Below are 17,512 nucleotides of genomic sequence, written 5' to 3' on the forward strand. Positions count from 1 at the left end.
GGCAAATCAATGTGTTCGACCCTTCGCTTTATCGCGAGTGCCAAGCACTGGAAACGGTTCGTTCCAAACGATGTGGATAGAGTAACTACCCGATATAAAAAAAGAAAATGGAGTTAACCTATATACGCGATAGGTGTGACCTATGATGTGATCGAGGTATCGTCATGAACAATAAAATGCTCCGGCAGGCGCTCGAGGCCAGCCATTAGCGCTTGTAAACATTGCGCGTCGATGGCTGTGCCTGTCTCTTCTTTCATGATAGAGAGGGCTTTGTTCATCGGAATCGGGCCACGATAGGGGCGCTCGGCAGTGATGGCATCGAAAATATCAGCGGTGGTAATAATGCGAGTGAGCAAAGAGATGTCATCGCTTTTGATCCCCTCAGGGCACCCAGTACCATCGAGCTTTTCGTGATGGGCGCTGGCGAACTTGGCAAGATGATCGAATTGGTGGATTTTCGATAAGATGGTTTTACTCAGTGCGGCATGGCGTTTAACATGCTCCCATTCCTCTTCATCCAATTTTCCCGGTTTATCAAGCACATCATTGCTTACGCCGAGCTTGCCAATATCGTGCAGTAACGCGCCACGCTTTAGCCATTTTTTTTCCTGTTCACTGATACCAAGCTCATCAGCAATTAAGCTGGCGTAAACGGCCACGCGCTCGCTGTGACCGGAGGTGAAAGGGCTTTTGGCATCAACAATGCGCCCGAAAGCCGCTGCAATGTCATCCAAGTAGTCATCATCGACCGGAATACTTGTGTCAGCCGGCGTCATCGACAGCACGTCTTTTTTTAACGCGGGGCTGTCCAGTTGCTGCCAAAACTGCGGCTCGCGCGCTATCTGTAAAAAGGTATCGACCAGCGTTGGATCAAACCAGGTGCCGCGACGGTTTTTTAGCTCGCGAAGTGCGGCGTCGACACCGGACTCGGTTCGGAAGACATCAATGACTTGCGTCATCAATGCGATGCGCGAAAAAAAGGGGATCTGATCGGCCTTTAACTGATCAGGACGCCCACCACCATCATAGTGTTCATCCAGCGCATAGATGGCTTCAGCAACGGTTTCACTAAAACGTAAATCGCGTGCGACATCGGCACCACGGGTACATCGCGTTTCGATCAGCTCTTGCGCATACATGTCACCGTTGCGGATGATATCGAGTGTGGTCGAGAGTTTTTGCATGAAGCCGCGTTTGACCCCAGTATTTTTTAACACAAAGTTAAGTACGCTGGACAAGCTACCGTCCACTACCTTGTAGCTTTGTTTAAACGCTAAATCATTGGTGAGGTAAAGCTCACAGATCCGTGCCGCATTGCTGCTGCAGCCCGCATCTTTTAGCAGCAACGTATAGAAAAGATCATGACGTTGTTGATCATCGAGCGCTAAGGCGTCAGCGAGTTTCATTCCTAACCACGTGCAGCGCATACAATGTTCGGGAGGTTGCCCCTCCGTCATATCCAACGCGGTACTTAACGCCAGAATAAGCTCCGATAATTGCAACTGTGTCGCGCTGCTGGCCTGGGTGTGCATCGTATTTCCTTATCCTTTGTACTCATCGCGACCGAATGGCAATGAGATCGACGGTTATTGTGTCAGCCGACGAACGGTAGCGGACACTTCTTCCGCGCCGGCATGAATGTCACTCATCACAGTGTCGGCAGCGGTGACTTTTTCTTGTCCTATGGTCGATTGCTCGGTCACTCTTTCCATTGCCTCACTCACGCCTTTGATCAGTTGTTGGTTTTCATCGACAACATCGGCAATTTCGGTGGTCGAGTGACTAGTGCGTTGCGACAGGCCGCGTACTTCATCGGCGACCACGGCAAAGCCTCGCCCTTGGTCGCCCGCGCGTGCGGCTTCTATTGCCGCATTTAGCGCTAGAAGGTTCGTTTGCTCTGCGATTTGCTTAATAGTGGTGACGATGTTTTCGATACTTTGTGCGTGCTCACTCAATTGTGCGACTTGATTGGTGGCCTCGACGGCTTGATCGTTCACACTCTGCGACAGCTTGACGGCCTCTTGTAACAAGGCACTGCCGTTTTCACTGTGGCGGAGTGTTTGTTCGGAAGAGGCTTGCGCGAGTTCTGCCGCCTGATTGACTGCCTGGTTTTGTTTCACCGTATCGGTGATGGCAGTAGCGAACTTGATTACCCGATGAACGTTTCCCTTCGCATCAAAAACGGGATTATAGGTGGCTTCTAACCAGACTTCGTTACCATATTTATCGCGGCGCAAATATTGCCCAGAAGTGAATTGTCCGCGTGCTAAATTCGCCCAAAAATCAGGGTTCTCATCGTAAAAGTCCTGATCACAGAACATACGGTGATGTTGGCCTTTGATCTCGTGGTCTTGATAGCCGACTGCAGCGAGAAAGTTATCGTTGGCACGAATAATCGTGCCATCGGGCTCGAATTCAATCACCGCCAATGAGCGGTTAATCGCTGCTAATATGGCCTCTTGTCGGCGGGCGTCTTGATACTGTTGCGTCACATCAGCCGCTAATTTGCGAATGCTGACGACTTTGCCGTTGGCATCTTTAATGGGGACATAGGTCGCTTCCATCCAAATCTCGGCGCCGGATTGATGGCGGCGACGAAACACCCCTTTTTGTGCCTTTCCTTGCGCGAGTGACTGCCAAAACTGCTGGTAACTTGGGGCTTGACTGGTCTCGTCAAAGCACACCGCACGGTGATGTTGGCCGATGACTTCATCGGCGGTGTAGCCGATAATATTGAGCAGCTTGTCATTCACATCGGTAATAATGCCATCAGGTGTAAAGGTGATGGTGGCAATATGTGCTTTGATAGCATCGAGCTCTGCTTGGAGCGCGGCTTTTTCTGCTCGGCAGGTGTCCAGCTCTCGCTGCGCTTTTTTGAACATGACAGCAAACTTCCTTTTGTTCAGGTGTTTATGTTAACGGCGCGTCTTGTTTCATCGTTATAAGGAGGCGCACCATGATAAGTGTAGGCGATAATGACACTCCTAATGTGATCTTGTCCCCAAATACATTGTGGTTGCCAGTATAAAAAGCCATTTGTGTTGAGAAACTCGATGATTATAAAACTCTCAATTGTGTATCTGTTTGTGTGTTTTCCCTTTCTTTTCCGTCCGTGGGTACGTAACCTGTGTGACTTCGATCATGTTTAATTATAGCTGAATGTAACGTATTCATAACCTCTCTTCACCTTTGCTTACAACTTTGCTTTTCTATTTTCAATAATTTCTGAAATTTCCAAATTTTCATTGATCTCCCACAAAGAAACTCCGTATTATCCCACAGAAGCACTGTGAGGGAGATCAAGATGGAGCTATCACAAGAACTACGTAATGTGGTGATGCACTTTGGTGAAATGGGAAGTCGTTGGGGCTTTAATCGTTCGGTGGGCGAAATGTTGGCACTGATTGTGTTGAGCGAGCATCCACTGAGCGCAGACGACATTGTGTCGGCGCTCAACATTTCTCGTGGCAATGTCAGTATGGCAACCAAAGAGCTGCAAGGCTGGCACTTGATCCGTTCGCAGCGCACCCCCGGGGATAGAAAGGACTACTTTGTGTCCAATGGCACTATCTGGGAGTTGGCGCAGCAAGTTCTCGCCGAAAGGAAGAAGCGGGAAGTTGACCCTACTTTATCCATGCTGCGCTCACACTTTATGCGGAGTGAAGACGACGCAGAGAGTCACTCGGTTAAGCAGTTGCACGAAATCCACGATCTCCTAGAGCTGTTTAACCACTGGTTTGACGATGTGCAGCAAATGAAACCTGAACATCTAAAAAACTTGATGAAGCTGGGTAGCAGTGTCGGCAAGCTTCTTGAGTTATCCGGCAAGCTGTTTCACAGCAAGTCCAACGAAGAATCGGGTAGTTAACCTCCTGAGGGTAATGTCATGTTAGATACATTAATGTTGTCGCGGATCCAATTTGCGGCCAACATCAGCTTTCACATCCTGTTTCCCACCATCACAATCGCGCTTGGGTGGATGCTGGTGTTTTTCAAGTTCCGGCACAACCGTACCGGTGAGCAAATCTGGTTGGATACCTACTACTTCTGGGTAAAAGTGTTCGCGCTCACCTTTGCGCTAGGGGTGGTGTCTGGGATCACCATGAGTTTCCAGTTCGGCACCAATTGGCCTGGCTTTATGGAAAAGGTCGGTAATATTGCCGGGCCTCTGTTGGGCTATGAGGTGATGACCGCCTTTTTTATGGAGGCGACCTTCCTTGGCATTATGCTGTTTGGTAAAAATCGCGTTCCGAACTGGGTGCACACATTAGCGACGCTGCTGGTGGCGATTGGTACCACTATTTCTGCGTTCTGGATTTTGGTGCTGAACAGCTGGATGCATACGCCAACCGGTTTTGAAATTATCGATGGTGTGGTGCATCCAACCAGTTGGTTCGAGGTGATTTTTAATCCGTCTATGCCGTATCGCTTAAGCCATATGCTATTAGCGTCAGGGCTGACCGCGTCTTTCTTGATTGCCGGTATTTCTGCCTACCAGAAGTTGAAATCGCCTAAATCAGGTGTGGCAGATAAACCATTAAAAGTAGGGATCACGGCTGCCGCCATCCTTATTCCCTTGCAAATTTTTGTCGGTGATATGCACGGTCTCAATACCCTTGAACATCAGCCGCAGAAAATTGCGGCCATGGAAGGGGTTTGGGAAACCGAGCAGGGTGCGCCTTTGCTGTTGTTTGCGGTACCCAATGAAGAAACACGTTCCAACGACTTTGAAGTTGGGATCCCGAATCTGGCGAGCTTGATTCTGACTCACCAACTCGACGGCGAGATCAAAGGGCTGGAAAGCTTTGACTATCATCCGCCGGTGAAGCCGTTGTTCTTTGGTTTCCGCATTATGGTCGGAGTGGGCGTATTGATGCTGCTGGTAAGCTGGTTTACAGCGTATCGCGTGTGGCGTAACCAGCCGATGCCCAAGTGGCACTTAATCGGCCTAGTCGCTATGACGTTTTCCGGTTGGGTGGCCACGCTTTCAGGCTGGTATGTGACGGAAATCGGTCGTCAGCCCTGGCTGGTGCAGGGGGTGCTTAAAACCGCCGATGCGGTCACTCCAGTCGCAAGCTCGCACGTAGGGATTACCTTAACCATTTACCTGACGCTCTACGCGGTGCTAATGGTGGCGTATATCCGCACCTTATTCTTTTTGGCGAAAAAACGCCTGCCTGAATATCAATCAGACAATCACGCTCAGCCTGAGAAAGAGGTGAACGTATGAGCATAACTCCTTATCTGCCTGAAATTTATCTGCTGCTGTTTGGCTTTTCGGTCTTCATGTATGCCGTGCTTGATGGCTACGACCTTGGCGTCGGTATGCTGTTACCAAGCTGCAATCAGGCGCAGCGTGACCGTATGATTGCGTCAATTGGTCCCTTTTGGGATGCTAACGAAACCTGGCTGGTGTTGGCGGTGGGATTGTTGCTGATTGCTTTCCCAGCGGCCCACAGCATGATTTTGACTGAACTGTACCTGCCAACGTCTGTGATGCTAGCTGGGCTTATCTTACGTGGTGTCTCTTTTGATTTTCGTGCCAAGGTGAAGCCAGAGCGTAAAGATCTCTGGGACCGTTGTTTTAAAGCCGGGTCTTTTATCGCGTCAATGACGCAAGGCTACATGATTGGTCGCTATGTGTTGGCCTTTGATGACAGCACAGGCTCATATTTGTTTGCGCTATTAAGCGGCCTCTGTGTTACCGCAGCGTACATCTATATCGGCGGTACCTGGCTGGTGATGAAAACCGAGGGGGATTTGCAAAAACGTGCGGCTAAATGGTCACGTCGTGGCGGTTGGCTGGCAGCACTAGGGGTGTTAGCGATCAGTATTGTCAATCCTCTGGTCAGTGAGACAGTCGCAGCGCGTTGGTTTGGCTTCCCTGAAATTTTATTACTCGCACCCGTCCCGTTGGTTTGTCTTGCCATCATGCTGCTTGTTGATCGCTACCTACGCCACGTACCGGTCGAAAACGATGTGGGATACCAGTTCCCTTTCATTGGTGCAATTTTCCTATTCGCATTGAGTTTCTTTGGTCTCGCGTATAGCTTTTTCCCCGATATTATTCCTGGGGTGATGACAGCAAAAGAAGCGGCCAGTGCGCCGGGTACCTTATTGATTGTGGGCTATGGTGCCATGTTTGTCTTGCCCATGATCTTCTTGTATACCCTGTTTGTTTATCGTGTCTTCTCGGGGAAAGCGACAGAGCTTAACTACGAGTAGGGCGACGTTAACATCATCGATGAGGCGCTCAGGCTTTTTGACAGGCCTGAGCGCTTTTTTATGCCCTCCTGTGGCTGGCCTTAAACGCGCTTCTATTAAGCGATGTCAAGGTTGCCTGTTATCGCTTCATGCATCACGCTGCGACGTCATAAAACTTGTCACCCTAAACATTTAGGGGGTTAACCATTACATCTCATTTATTTGTCGTCCGTTTAGTACGACGCTTTCCTCTCTTTATCTTATTGTGACGATCCGTGCCTAACTGCCACTTGTGGCTAATTAGTAGCGATATTACTCTAATGTGCCGCATTTTGCTGTTATCTTTTTATTGCTATGTGGCCGGCACGTCTCGGTCGTCGAGACAATGAAGCGTTTTTCTTCTTTATGCCCCTTATTAAAGCCAGCTTTTAGGGTTTGGTAAGGCGGTTTTTTACACGATTTGCTCACAAATAGTGCTATCAGCACAAAATATTAGGTCTGGAATCAGTCAGGGTAAAATTGACCTAAATCATTGTTTTGTCTTTATCTAGCTGTTTTTTGGTGGGGGTGGGTGTAGCAAATTGGTTAAAAATAATGTTTGAGATCTAAAGATTAGCGTGTAAGATTATCTTTAACTAATCGTTCAATTAAAAACGAATGGGAGACGAAATGCCTAAGGTAGGGATGCCGGAAGTACGAAAACCGCAACTTGTTAGAGCCACCATGACGGTGATTGGTCGAGTGGGGCTACATGCGGCAAGTATTTCTTTGATTAGTAAGGAAGCCGGCGTATCGACAGGCATTATCAACCACTACTTCGGTGGTAAGCATGGCTTGCTGGAAGAAACGATGCGCGTGGTATTGCGCGAGCTTTCAGCCACTGTGATCGGCGCATTGAAAGAAATTCCGCGTCATCACCACCAGGCGCGTATTAACGCGATTATTAATGCCAACTTTGAAGGTTTTCAGGCCAAATCTGATGTGGTTAAAACCTGGTTGGCGTTCTGGTCTTATGCCATGCATGACAACGAGTTACATCGTTTACAACGCGTGAACGAGAAGCGCTTGCTGTCACATTTGCGCATTGAACTTCGCGCACTATTGCCAGAAGAGCAGGCTGCGATGGTTGCTCAGGGGATTGCCGCATTGATTGATGGTATCTGGTTGCGTGGTGCATTGAACCCTAAAGGTATTGATGCCAACAACGCACGCACCATTATCAATGACTATTTGGATAAGCAACTGACCTTTTATGGTCGTCCTCAGAGCTAAGCCTCAACAGAGCCTTACATGCACACTCGAACAGAAATGAATTCAGGATTAATCATGGATGCGAAAACGCTTTTTATTAACGGTCAGCTTACCTCCGCAACAAGCGGTGAGCAGTTTGCAACGGTAAACCCAGCAACGGGCGAGACACTGGCGCAAATTGGCCAAGCCTCGGCAGACGATGTGCAAGCTGCGGTGGATGCCGCTAAGCAAGGTTTTGCGGTTTGGTCACGTATGACGGCCATGGAGCGTAGCCGTATTTTGCTTAAAGCCGTTGCGTTGTTACGTGAGCGTAATGATGAGCTAGCCAAGCTGGAAGTACTAGACACCGGCAAACCGATGCAAGAAGCGGTAGAGGTTGACGTAGTGACGGGCGCGGATGCGATTGAGTACTTTGCTAACTTGGTACCATCAATGCAAGGTGAGCAGCAACCGCTTTCTGACAACCAATTCTTCTACACCCGCCGTGAGCCACTGGGTGTGTGTGCAGGCATTGGTGCATGGAACTATCCGATTCAAATTGCCATGTGGAAGTCAGCACCTGCCTTAGCCGCGGGTAACGCCATGGTTTTCAAACCCTCGGAAGAAACACCGCTGACCGCACTGAAACTGGCAGAGATCTTTGCAGAAGCGGGTATGCCTGCCGGTGTCTTTAATGTGGTGCAGGGTGATTATCGTGTGGGTCAAATGCTGACGGCACATCCTGAGATTGCCAAAGTATCGTTTACCGGTGAAGTGGGCACGGGCAAAACCGTTATGGGTGACGCCGCGAAGACCCTGAAATCAGTCACGATGGAACTAGGCGGTAAATCGCCATGTATCGTGTTTGATGATGCCGACCTGGACAATGCGGTATCCGCAGCAATGGTGGCAAACTTCTACACCCAGGGTGAAGTGTGTACGCACGGTACACGTGTGTTTGTTCATGACAGCATCTATGACCGCTTTATTGAACAGCTTAAACATCGTACTGAAAAGCTTGTTATCGGTGACCCAACCGACATGAACACGCAAATTGGTGCGCTGATCTCAACCGATCACCTTGAGAAAGTGATGACGGCTATCGAGACCGCAAAACAAAGCGGTGCGACCTTGCTGACCGGTGGTTACCGCGTCACTGAGAACGGCCTCGATAAAGGTAACTTTGTGGCCCCCACCATTTTCACTGACTGTGACGACAGCATGGCGCATGTTCGTGACGAGATCTTTGGCCCTGTGATGTCAGTGCTGCGTTTCTCTGACGAGGAAGAAGTGGTAGCACGTGCCAACAATACTCACTATGGCCTAGCGGCTGGTGTCTTCACCCAAAACCTATCGCGTGCACATCGCATTATTCATCAACTCGAAGCGGGTATTTGCTGGGTCAACACCTGGGGCGATTCGCCGGCTGAAATGCCTGTCGGTGGCTATAAGCATTCAGGGGTAGGGCGTGAAAATGGTGTCGAAACCCTCACGCATTATACCCAAACCAAGAGTGTGTTGATCGAGCTTGGCGACTTCGCCAGCCCTTACGCCTAATTTCTAACGGAGCGACCAATATGTCACAACGCTACGATTATATTATCGTCGGCGCGGGTTCGGCCGGCTGCGCATTGGCTGATCGGCTGACCGAGTCAGGCCAACATCAAGTGTTATTGCTGGAAGCCGGTGGTACCGATAAGAGCATTTTTATTCAGATGCCAACGGCGCTATCGATCCCGATGAATACCAAACGCTACGCGTGGCAGTTTGAATCTTTGCCTGAGCCAGGCCTTGACGGCCGCCAACTGCATTGCCCGCGTGGCAAAGTGCTGGGGGGAAGCTCATCGATTAATGGCATGGTGTATGTCCGCGGTCACGCTTGTGACTTTGAAGAGTGGGTTGAGCACGGTGCTAACGGTTGGGATTACGCGAGCTGTTTGCCGTACTTTAAGCGCGCAGAAACCTGGTCTGGCGGTGCCGATACTTACCGTGGCGGTCAGGGGCCTGTGGGCACATGTAACGGTAACGACATGAAACTCAACCCGCTGTATCAAGCCTTTATTGATGCGGGTGTCGAAGCAGGCTATCCCGAAACAAACGATTACAACGGTTATCAGCAAGAGGGCTTTGGCCCTATGCACATGACCGTCGATAAGGGCGTGCGTGCTTCTACGTCGAACGCTTATCTGCGCCGCGCACTGAAGCGCAGCAACCTGACCTTGAAAAAAGGTGTGGTCACCCGCCGCATCTTGTTGGAAGGCAAGTGCGCGGTGGGCGTGGAATTTGAAAAAGGCGGCAACATCGAGCATGTGATGGCCGACAAAGAAGTCATTTCGAGTGCGGGTTCTGTGGGATCGCCACAGCTGCTGCAGCTATCAGGGATTGGTTCACGTGATGTGCTGGAGAAAGCTGGCGTAGACGTTAAGCATGAACTGCCGGGTGTGGGTGAAAACCTGCAAGATCACCTCGAGGTCTACTTCCAGTTCCACTGCAAACAGCCTATTACGCTTAATAGCAAGCTGGGCCTTATCAGCAAAGGCATGATTGGCACTGAGTGGATCTTAACCCGTAAGGGGCTGGGGGCCACCAACCACTTTGAGTCATGCGCTTTTATTCGCTCTCGTGAAGGATTGAAGTGGCCGAACGTTCAGTATCACTTCTTGCCTGCAGCGATGCGCTATGACGGCAAAGCCGCGTTTGATGGCCATGGTTTTCAGGTACACGTTGGCCCGAACAAACCAGAGAGCCGCGGTCACGTTCGGATCAAATCAGCCGATCCGCACGATAAGCCGTCAATCCTATTTAACTACATTACCACCGAGCAAGATCGCCAAGACTGGCGTGACACCATCCGTTTGACCCGTGAAATCATGGCGCAAAACGCGATGGATACCTTCCGCGGCGATGAAATTCAGCCGGGCAATGATGTTCAGTCTGATGAAGCGATTGACCGTTGGGTGAAAGACAACGTGGAAAGCGCGTATCACCCCTCGTGTACTTGCAAAATGGGCGCCGACGATGACGCATTGGCTGTGCTTGATGAGCAGTGCCGTGTGCGTGGAATTCAAGGGTTGCGGGTGGTGGACTCGTCTGTCTTCCCGACAATCCCTAACGGCAACCTAAATGCCCCAACCATCATGGTAGCGGAGCGCGCCGCTGACATGATCCTTGAAAAGCCACTCTTGCCTGCCGAGCAGGTGCCAGTATGGATTGCGGCTGAGTGGCAGCACAAGCAACGCAATCAAAACGCGCAGAGTGATGATGCCACCGCCGGTGAGCACACACTAGAAACTAATCAGTAAGCATTACAAGGAAACTAAGATGTCAATGAATAAACGTAAAACCAGCAAAACTCTGATGACCGCAGTCGGTTTGAGCTCAATGGTCGCTTTTAGCGCCGCCGCTAATCAGTGTGAGACAGTCCGCTTTTCGGATATCGGTTGGACAGACGTGACCTCAACGACTGCCATCACTACTGAAGTGCTGAAAGGCATGGGTTACGAGACACAAACCGATCTATTGTCTTTGCCGGTAACCTTCTCATCACTTGCGTCGGGCGACATCGACGTATTCCTCGGTAACTGGATGCCTACGCAAACAGGCGATATCAAAAAGTATCTTGACGAAGGCTCGATCGACAGCGTTCGCGCCAACCTGACAGGTGCCAAATATACCCTCGCCGTGCCTAAGTATGTTTACGATGCGGGTGTTACTAGCGTCGCAGATATCGCGAAATACGCTGACAAGTTCGACTCACGCATTTATGGCATTGAGCCAGGTAACGACGGTAACCGCCAGATCCAGAAAATGATCGATACCGATGATTTCAACCTGGGTGACTTCCGTCTTATCGAATCCAGTGAAGCTGGCATGGTGTCTCAGGTGTCTCGTGCCGTTCGTCGTGACAAGTGGGTTGCCTTCCTCGGTTGGGCCCCGCACCCAATGAACAGCAACTTTGATATGAAATACCTATCTGGTGCGGACGAGTACTTTGGTCCTAACTATGGCGGTGCCACGGTTCATACCAACGTACGTAGCGGCTATGTCGAGCAGTGTGCGAACGTCGGTCAAATGCTTGAGCAACTTGAGTTCAGCCTCAAGATGGAAAACGAAATGATGGGCAAAATCCTTAATGACGGAGAGAAGCCTCAGGCCGCGGCACGCGAGTGGTTGCGTAATAACCCAAGTGTGCTGAACAAGTGGCTAGACGGCGTGAGCACCGTTGATGGTGAGAACGCGGTTGAAGCGGTCACTGAGTACCTGAAAAAGACTGAAGCGTAAATAAAAAAGTGTAGAAGGAGAGGGCGGTGTTAACGCCGCCCCTAAGGTTTTATTGTGAATATTATTACAGATAACAAGATCCCACTCGGTCAATGGATGGAAAATGGTGTTGACTGGCTAACCATGAACGCCGCCGGCTTTTTTGATGCGATCTCAATTGGCTTAGATACGACCATCACACTATTAGTCGACATTTTTAAATGGATGCCAGCGGCAGGGCCGATCATTATGACAGCCGCCTTAGCATGGTACCTGCAGCGTCGAATTTCCATCGTGATCTTTGTTGTGAGTGCGCTCTTGTTGATCCTCAACCTGGGCTACTGGCAAGAGATGCTGGAAACCTTTGTTCTGGTATTTGCCGCGACAACGATTTCCGTATTAATTGGCATACCGCTTGGGATAATGGCCGCGCATCGGCCCTTGGTGTACACCATTATGCGGCCCTTATTGGACTTGATGCAGACGGTACCGCCGTTCGTCTACTTGATCCCAACCTTGGTGCTGTTCGGTTTGGGCATTGTCCCAGGTCTGATTTCAACCATCATTTTTGCCATCGCGGCGCCGATTCGTTTGACGTATCTCGGCATTACCCGTGTACCGGAAGAGTTGGTAGAGGCAGGACGCGCATTTGGTGCTAACCGTATGAAACTACTGTTTAAAGTGGAGCTTCCTGCGGCACTGCCTAGCATTATGACGGGTGTGACTCAGTGCATTATGTTGTCACTGTCGATGGTGGTGATCGCGGCGCTGGTAGGTGCTGATGGCCTCGGTAAACCAGTGGTTCGTGCACTGAATACCGTCAACATTTCTCAGGGTTTTGAAGCGGGTCTGGCGATTGTATTGGTAGCCATCATTCTTGACCGCCTGTGTAAAGCACCAAATCAAGGCAACGAATAAGGGGGAAACCATGGACGCAATCGCAATTAAAAATTTAGACGTGGTGTTTGGCGACAATGTTAAGCCAGCACTGGATCTGCTTGATGATGGATTAAGCCGCTCAGAGATTATCGAGAAAACCGGTCAAGTTGTGGGCGTGGACAATGTCTCACTCAATGTGAAAGAAGGTGAAATCTGCGTCTTGATGGGTTTATCTGGCTCAGGTAAATCGAGTCTACTGCGCGCCGTGAATGGATTGAACCCCATCAGCCGCGGTAGTCTTGAAGTCCGTGATGGCAACAGAATGGTCGACATGGCAACAGTTGACTCGCAAACGCTTCGCCACCTTCGTACTAACCGTGCATCTATGGTGTTTCAAAAGTTTGCGCTTATGCCTTGGATGACAGTGGTTGATAACGTCGCCTTTGGCCTAGAAATGAAAGGTATCAGCAAGAAAGAGCGTCGTCGACAAGCGCTGGAAAAGCTAGAAATGGTCGGGTTGGACGACTGGGCTTATCAATATCCGCATGAGCTGTCTGGTGGTATGCAGCAGCGCGTTGGCTTGGCCCGTGCGTTCGCGATGGACAGTGATATTCTACTGATGGATGAACCTTTCTCGGCACTGGATCCACTGATCCGTGCGCAGCTACAAGATGAGTTGCTAGAGTTGCAGAAAAAGCTCAACAAAACGATTTTGTTTGTGAGCCATGATTTGGACGAAGCCCTGAAAATTGGTAATAACATTGCCATCATGGAATCAGGCCAGCTTATTCAACATGGTAAGCCTGAAGACATTGTGCTGCGTCCTGAGACGGATTACGTGCGTGACTTTGTTGCTCATACTAATCCATTGAACGTGTTGAAAGGGCGTTCGATGATGAAATCTGTTGACGACTTACCTCATGTCGACAACCGTTGGAAAGTGTGTGAGCAGCGTGATATTTGGGTTACCGCAGAGCAGGGCGGTCGTTTGTCAGCCGCTGCAGGCTCACAGCCCCTACGAGTCGTTGAATGGGAAAAAGACGTTCAAGATCTGTCACAAGTTGGAGACGACACCATTGTGGTTGCCTCGCCTGACATCGAAATGCGTGATGCGATTGAAATTCGCTATCACACTGTTAAGCCAGTGTTACTCATCGAAGAAGGGAAACTGGTTGGTACCTTATCTGACCATGACTTCTACCACGCGCTGTTAGGTAAGTTTCAACAAAAGTGCACTGATAAAGCGGCGTGACATTCGGTGTATGAATTGTCTATAGACAGATGAATAAAACAGCCTGCTCCAAGAGCAGGCTGTTTTTTTACGTATCTATGTGTGTACCGAGGTTTGGTGCCTCACTCATATCGCCTCACGAGCGCCCTTGTTGAGCGAGACGGACAAAGTACTAGGGCATTATCACGGTATCAATCACATGAATAACGCCGTTAGAGGTCATGATATCGGGCTTGACGACGGTAGCGTTATCGATTTTGACATCCCCGTACGATGTTTTGATCATTACGTCACTGCCTTGCACTGTGGTCGCGGAAGACATCCCCATCACTTGCTCTGCCGTTACTTTTCCAGGGACGACGTGGTAGGTCAGGATCTCGGTGAGTTTGTCTTTGTTTTCTGGCTTGAGTAGGGTGTCCACCGTGCCGTCAGGTAACTTATCGAAAGCCGCGTTCGTGGGGGCAAAGACGGTAAACGGGCCCTCTCCTTTCAATGTATCAACAAGGTCCGCGGCTTTAACGGCTGCCACCAATGTTGAAAAGTCGTCATTTTTCATTGCTGTATCAACAATGTCATGCTCACCTTTGTGGTGGGCAGCGACGGCGCTTCCCATCCCAACCAGCAATGTCGCAGTGATGGCTAATTTCGTGATCGTGCGTGTTAACATCATTGTTCTCCCTTTTGCGTTCGTTTCCCCACCCAATAAGTTGCCTTATTACAACCCTTGGTGACGACTTGGGAAGTATCAACTTGTTGCAAGGATGAAAACGAGGACGGGAGCGAAGTCGATCACTGGTAAGGAGAGTATTCCCCATCTTCCTCTTTTCTACGCCTAATAACCGCCGCCGTCTTGTGAAATTTTTCGAACGAGTCATTCATATTATTGTGATTGTCGTCACGTTCTGTCAGGCGTAACCTCATTCTCGTTCCACGGCAATAACGCAATAACGCAATGACGATATCGAACCGTGATTGCGCCTTGATGAGTCTCTGGAGACAGATTTTTAGAAATGGAGACATTGAGGTGACAAATCACCGGCACAATTTGCGTTTAATAGCTGTCAACCCATTACGAAAGAGGAAACAAACCATGAAAAAACTTGCTGCAATCTTTGCCCTAACGTTCGCTTCAACGTCTGTCATGGCTGGTGGTCTGAACCTCGATGTAGACCCTGCAGAAGGGGGCGCTTGGGTAACGGTCACTGAACAAGGCCAAGCGGTAAAAGGCGCTAAAGTCGCCAATGAGTCGGGTCTTGATGCGAAGGTAACGGATGAGTCTGGTCGTGTATTTATCCATGCTCAGAACCAAAACAGCCGCTCAATCAACTTTGTGGCTAGCACCGATCAAGGTGAGCGTGTAGAGCAAGCCGCATTCATCAAAGGCGACCACAGCTAAAAGACGCACGATTGAGTTCAAGCCGCCGTTAATAATGGCGGTGCCGATAAAAAGAGAGCATGTTTGCTCTCTTTTTTGTCACTGTTTAGGTTGGCAGTAGCCAATTTTTTAATTGATGTAGAGAGTCAACTTGGTGTGTCGGCGCAATATCTTCAGGGACAGGGGTATTATCGACATTTAACCAACACGTATCGATGCCGGCTTGCATGCCACCGAGAACGTCAGAATGTGGGTTATCACCCACCATCAAGATTTTTTCTTTAGGCGGATGCCCCATTTTTTCAAACGCATGTTCAAAGATACGTGGGTCAGGCTTAGCGACACCGACCTGCTCAGAAATGACTAACGTAGAGATCGCCGCCTTCAATCCTGTTTTTTCTAAACGAATATCTTGTAAAGCTGTAAACCCGTTAGTGATGATACCGATATGAGCATGCGGGGAAATGGCGTTGATGAGTTCCCGAGCCCCTGGTAATGGTTCACAGATGTCTGCCATGGCATCTAAAAACCCTTGGTTTAAGGAAGAAGGGGCGACGTTTAAGCGCTTTCCCCAGTCCGTAAAGCGTTCGGTCTGTAGAGTCTGGGCATCAATTTCCCCATTTTGATACTGTACCCACAGTGGTTTATTGCGTGCGGAGTATTCTGCAAACGCCTGCTGGTCAAAATCGACATCGTAATGCGAGAACAGACGTTGTAAGCCGGAGAACGCATCAAAGTGAAACAAGGTCTCGTCGGCATCGAATAAAACCCATGGGTATCGCATGTTATTACATCTCTTTACGTGAAGTTAACTAAGTGTAACAGAGTGCCAGTGCGGTTTTCGAGTCCATTTTTGTTTACTCACCGTCCATGGTGAGAAACAGCGTGAGTGGTCGCGAGCGAATACGCTAGGAGAATGACAAGGAAAGGTAGAGACCTGCCAGGGTCGCACTCATCAGGTTGGCGAGTGTCGCCGCGAGAATGGCTCGCATACCGAGTGTCGCAATATCGCCCCGGCGTTCGGGTACGATGCCGCCTAGGCCTCCCATCAGCATGGCAATGGAGGTCAAGTTGGCAAAACCACACAGCGCAAACGTCACGATAGCTTGACTGTGGGCGGATAATTGGCCTTTTAAGTTCATAAAATCGGCAAAAGCAACAAACTCGTTCACTGCGATTTTTTTACCGATCAAGGTGCCTGCGGTCATGGCTTCATGCCAAGGAATGCCAATTAACCAAGCCACCGGCGCGAATAGGTAGCCAAATAGCCATTCAAGGCTTAGCTGAGGCAGGTTCAAAAGAGGACCAAGCTTACCTAACCCACCATTGATGAGCGCAATCATACTGATCACGGCCAATAAACTGGCACCCACTGCCATGGCGATTTGTAAGCCACTTAAGGCGCCTTGCGTGCCGGCATCAATCAGGTTCACTGGTTTGTCCTGTGTGTCTTGCACTGATTGATGTTGCGTCGGGGTCATCGGTGTTTCGGTTTGTGGCACGATGATCTTGGCCATCATGAGTCCTGCCGGTGCCGACATAAACGCCGCCGCAATAAGGTACTTCATTTCCACACCGAGCCCTGCATAGCCTACCATGGTGCCGCCAGCCACTGAGGCGAGCCCACCCACCATGACAGCAAACAGCTCTGAGCGTGTCATGGCAGCAAGAAAAGGCCGAACAACCAGCGGCGCTTCAACAGAGCCAACAAAAATATTGGCGGTGGCAGACATTGATTCTGTACGCGACGTGCCGAGTACACGTCGTAGTAGTCCACCAATCAGGCTAATGACCCATGTCATTATCCCAATGTGGTACAGCACAGCGATCAGTGCAGAGAAAAAAACGATGGTAGGCAATACATTAAAGGCGAATATAAAACCGAGTTTAAATTTAGCGAGATCGCCAAAGAGGAACTCTGCGCCTATGTCACCAAAGCTGATGATCGCAGAGACGGTGTCAGACGCGTTGGCCAAAATACGCTGGCCAAGGGGAACCGAGATGATAAAGCCAGCAAAGACGATTTGTATGAGGAATGCACCGCCAACGGTGCGCCAGTTAATCGCGGATCGATTTTCAGAAAAACCCATCGCGATAAGAAAGAGGACGCTAATCCCCAACAGGCCAATGCCAAACTGCATGATGTTGCTCCACAAACGTTAAACTTGAGATGGAAAACGATTGCGGCGGTATTGTACGTGGTTTTTCTTATGTGACAAGTGTCACTTTGTGTGTTTTGTGTTTGCATTTTTTTTCATCAATGGCGTCTTTGATATGAGCAAGCGAGTTGCCCAAGCGTGATGACTTTCACGATCGTTATGTTTGCTTAGCAA

General features: G+C 49.7%; 15 protein-coding genes and 1 pseudogene. 10 read left to right on the forward strand and 6 right to left on the reverse strand.

Annotation, left to right across the window (positions count from 1 at the left end; genetic code table 11):
• Positions 1 to 140 precede the first annotated feature (140 nt).
• From EHW56_RS06665 to EHW56_RS15685, 3 genes and pseudogenes are all read right to left on the reverse strand, one after another.
• Complete coding sequence (locus EHW56_RS06665; protein WP_152799326.1) at positions 141 to 1,532, reverse strand: HD-GYP domain-containing protein; 1,392 nt, start codon at positions 1,530 to 1,532, stop codon at positions 141 to 143.
• Between the two features lie 54 nt (positions 1,533 to 1,586).
• A complete protein-coding gene (locus EHW56_RS15680) occupies positions 1,587 to 2,120 on the reverse strand; it encodes a methyl-accepting chemotaxis protein (RefSeq protein WP_255377317.1) in 534 nt (177 codons plus the stop codon).
• A pseudogene (locus tag EHW56_RS15685) lies at positions 2,115 to 2,882 on the reverse strand (PAS domain-containing protein); the annotation flags it as partial. The gene EHW56_RS15680 and the pseudogene EHW56_RS15685, both read right to left, overlap by 6 nt.
• A gap of 422 nt (positions 2,883 to 3,304) precedes the next feature.
• Between EHW56_RS15685 and EHW56_RS06675 the strand changes: the two are divergent.
• The 9 genes from EHW56_RS06675 to choV all read left to right on the forward strand — a co-directional run bounded on the left by EHW56_RS06675 (position 3,305) and on the right by choV (position 13,825).
• Positions 3,305 to 3,868, forward strand: coding sequence for a GbsR/MarR family transcriptional regulator (locus tag EHW56_RS06675; protein ID WP_152794750.1), 564 nt, complete (start codon positions 3,305 to 3,307; stop codon positions 3,866 to 3,868).
• Between the two features lie 18 nt (positions 3,869 to 3,886).
• Entirely contained in the window at positions 3,887 to 5,230 is a 1,344-nt protein-coding gene (locus EHW56_RS06680) for a cytochrome ubiquinol oxidase subunit I (protein ID WP_046073609.1), read from the forward strand.
• A complete protein-coding gene (gene cydB / locus EHW56_RS06685; protein ID WP_046073608.1) occupies positions 5,227 to 6,225 on the forward strand; it encodes a cytochrome d ubiquinol oxidase subunit II in 999 nt (332 codons plus the stop codon). The genes EHW56_RS06680 and cydB overlap by 4 nt, the downstream gene beginning before the upstream one ends.
• Positions 6,226 to 6,873: 648 nt before the next feature.
• On the forward strand, positions 6,874 to 7,476 hold the full coding sequence (gene betI, locus EHW56_RS06690; protein ID WP_046073607.1) for a transcriptional regulator BetI: 603 nt from the start codon (positions 6,874 to 6,876) through the stop codon (positions 7,474 to 7,476).
• 54 nt (positions 7,477 to 7,530) lie between these two features.
• Positions 7,531 to 8,991: a betaine-aldehyde dehydrogenase gene (betB, locus tag EHW56_RS06695; RefSeq protein WP_046073606.1), complete on the forward strand. Its 1,461-nt coding sequence runs from the start codon at positions 7,531 to 7,533 to the stop codon at positions 8,989 to 8,991.
• A 20-nt stretch (positions 8,992 to 9,011) separates the two neighbouring features.
• Positions 9,012 to 10,736 (forward strand): choline dehydrogenase, encoded by a 1,725-nt coding sequence (gene betA, locus EHW56_RS06700; protein WP_152794754.1) that lies wholly within the window; start codon positions 9,012 to 9,014, stop codon positions 10,734 to 10,736.
• 25 nt (positions 10,737 to 10,761) lie between these two features.
• Positions 10,762 to 11,715, forward strand: a complete 954-nt coding sequence (locus EHW56_RS06705; protein WP_371416090.1) for a choline ABC transporter substrate-binding protein — start codon at positions 10,762 to 10,764, stop codon at positions 11,713 to 11,715.
• Positions 11,716 to 11,769: 54 nt separating this feature from the next.
• Entirely contained in the window at positions 11,770 to 12,612 is an 843-nt protein-coding gene (gene choW, locus EHW56_RS06710; protein WP_046073603.1) for a choline ABC transporter permease subunit, read from the forward strand.
• 10 nt (positions 12,613 to 12,622) lie between these two features.
• Positions 12,623 to 13,825, forward strand: coding sequence for a choline ABC transporter ATP-binding protein (gene choV, locus EHW56_RS06715; RefSeq protein ID WP_046073602.1), 1,203 nt, complete (start codon positions 12,623 to 12,625; stop codon positions 13,823 to 13,825).
• A gap of 151 nt (positions 13,826 to 13,976) precedes the next feature.
• On the opposite strand, the gene EHW56_RS06720 is transcribed toward choV, so the two are convergent.
• On the reverse strand, positions 13,977 to 14,471 hold the full coding sequence (locus EHW56_RS06720; RefSeq protein WP_077578519.1) for a fasciclin domain-containing protein: 495 nt from the start codon (positions 14,469 to 14,471) through the stop codon (positions 13,977 to 13,979).
• Positions 14,472 to 14,894: 423 nt separating this feature from the next.
• Between EHW56_RS06720 and EHW56_RS06725 the strand changes: the two genes are divergently transcribed.
• Positions 14,895 to 15,200: a hypothetical protein gene (locus EHW56_RS06725; protein ID WP_077605900.1), complete on the forward strand. Its 306-nt coding sequence runs from the start codon at positions 14,895 to 14,897 to the stop codon at positions 15,198 to 15,200.
• A gap of 85 nt (positions 15,201 to 15,285) precedes the next feature.
• Here EHW56_RS06725 and yjjG read toward each other — a convergent pair whose 3' ends face one another.
• On the reverse strand, positions 15,286 to 15,963 hold the full coding sequence (gene yjjG / locus EHW56_RS06730; RefSeq protein ID WP_046073599.1) for a pyrimidine 5'-nucleotidase: 678 nt from the start codon (positions 15,961 to 15,963) through the stop codon (positions 15,286 to 15,288).
• Between the two features lie 124 nt (positions 15,964 to 16,087).
• On the reverse strand, positions 16,088 to 17,320 hold the full coding sequence (locus tag EHW56_RS06735; RefSeq protein ID WP_152794758.1) for a NupC/NupG family nucleoside CNT transporter: 1,233 nt from the start codon (positions 17,318 to 17,320) through the stop codon (positions 16,088 to 16,090).
• Between the last annotated feature and the right edge of the window lie 192 nt (positions 17,321 to 17,512).

The organism is Salinivibrio sp. VGrn1 (assembly GCF_009377995.1).
In the GTDB taxonomy this organism is placed as follows: domain Bacteria; phylum Pseudomonadota; class Gammaproteobacteria; order Enterobacterales; family Vibrionaceae; genus Salinivibrio; species Salinivibrio siamensis.

Bases quoted from the DNA above. Each gene is read 5' to 3' on its own strand.
- EHW56_RS06665 (WP_152799326.1), bottom strand. From the start codon at position 1,532: ATGCACACCCAGGCCAGCAGCGCGACACAGTTGCAATTATCGGAGCTT.
- EHW56_RS06675 (WP_152794750.1), top strand. From the start codon at position 3,305: ATGGAGCTATCACAAGAACTACGTAATGTGGTGATGCACTTTGGTGAA.
- EHW56_RS06680 (WP_046073609.1), top strand. From the start codon at position 3,887: ATGTTAGATACATTAATGTTGTCGCGGATCCAATTTGCGGCCAACATC.
- cydB (WP_046073608.1), top strand. From the start codon at position 5,227: ATGAGCATAACTCCTTATCTGCCTGAAATTTATCTGCTGCTGTTTGGC.
- betI (WP_046073607.1), top strand. From the start codon at position 6,874: ATGCCTAAGGTAGGGATGCCGGAAGTACGAAAACCGCAACTTGTTAGA.
- betB (WP_046073606.1), top strand. From the start codon at position 7,531: ATGGATGCGAAAACGCTTTTTATTAACGGTCAGCTTACCTCCGCAACA.
- betA (WP_152794754.1), top strand. From the start codon at position 9,012: ATGTCACAACGCTACGATTATATTATCGTCGGCGCGGGTTCGGCCGGC.
- EHW56_RS06705 (WP_371416090.1), top strand. From the start codon at position 10,762: ATGAATAAACGTAAAACCAGCAAAACTCTGATGACCGCAGTCGGTTTG.
- choV (WP_046073602.1), top strand. From the start codon at position 12,623: ATGGACGCAATCGCAATTAAAAATTTAGACGTGGTGTTTGGCGACAAT.
- EHW56_RS06720 (WP_077578519.1), bottom strand. From the start codon at position 14,471: ATGTTAACACGCACGATCACGAAATTAGCCATCACTGCGACATTGCTG.
- EHW56_RS06725 (WP_077605900.1), top strand. From the start codon at position 14,895: ATGAAAAAACTTGCTGCAATCTTTGCCCTAACGTTCGCTTCAACGTCT.
- yjjG (WP_046073599.1), bottom strand. From the start codon at position 15,963: ATGCGATACCCATGGGTTTTATTCGATGCCGACGAGACCTTGTTTCAC.
- EHW56_RS06735 (WP_152794758.1), bottom strand. From the start codon at position 17,320: ATGCAGTTTGGCATTGGCCTGTTGGGGATTAGCGTCCTCTTTCTTATC.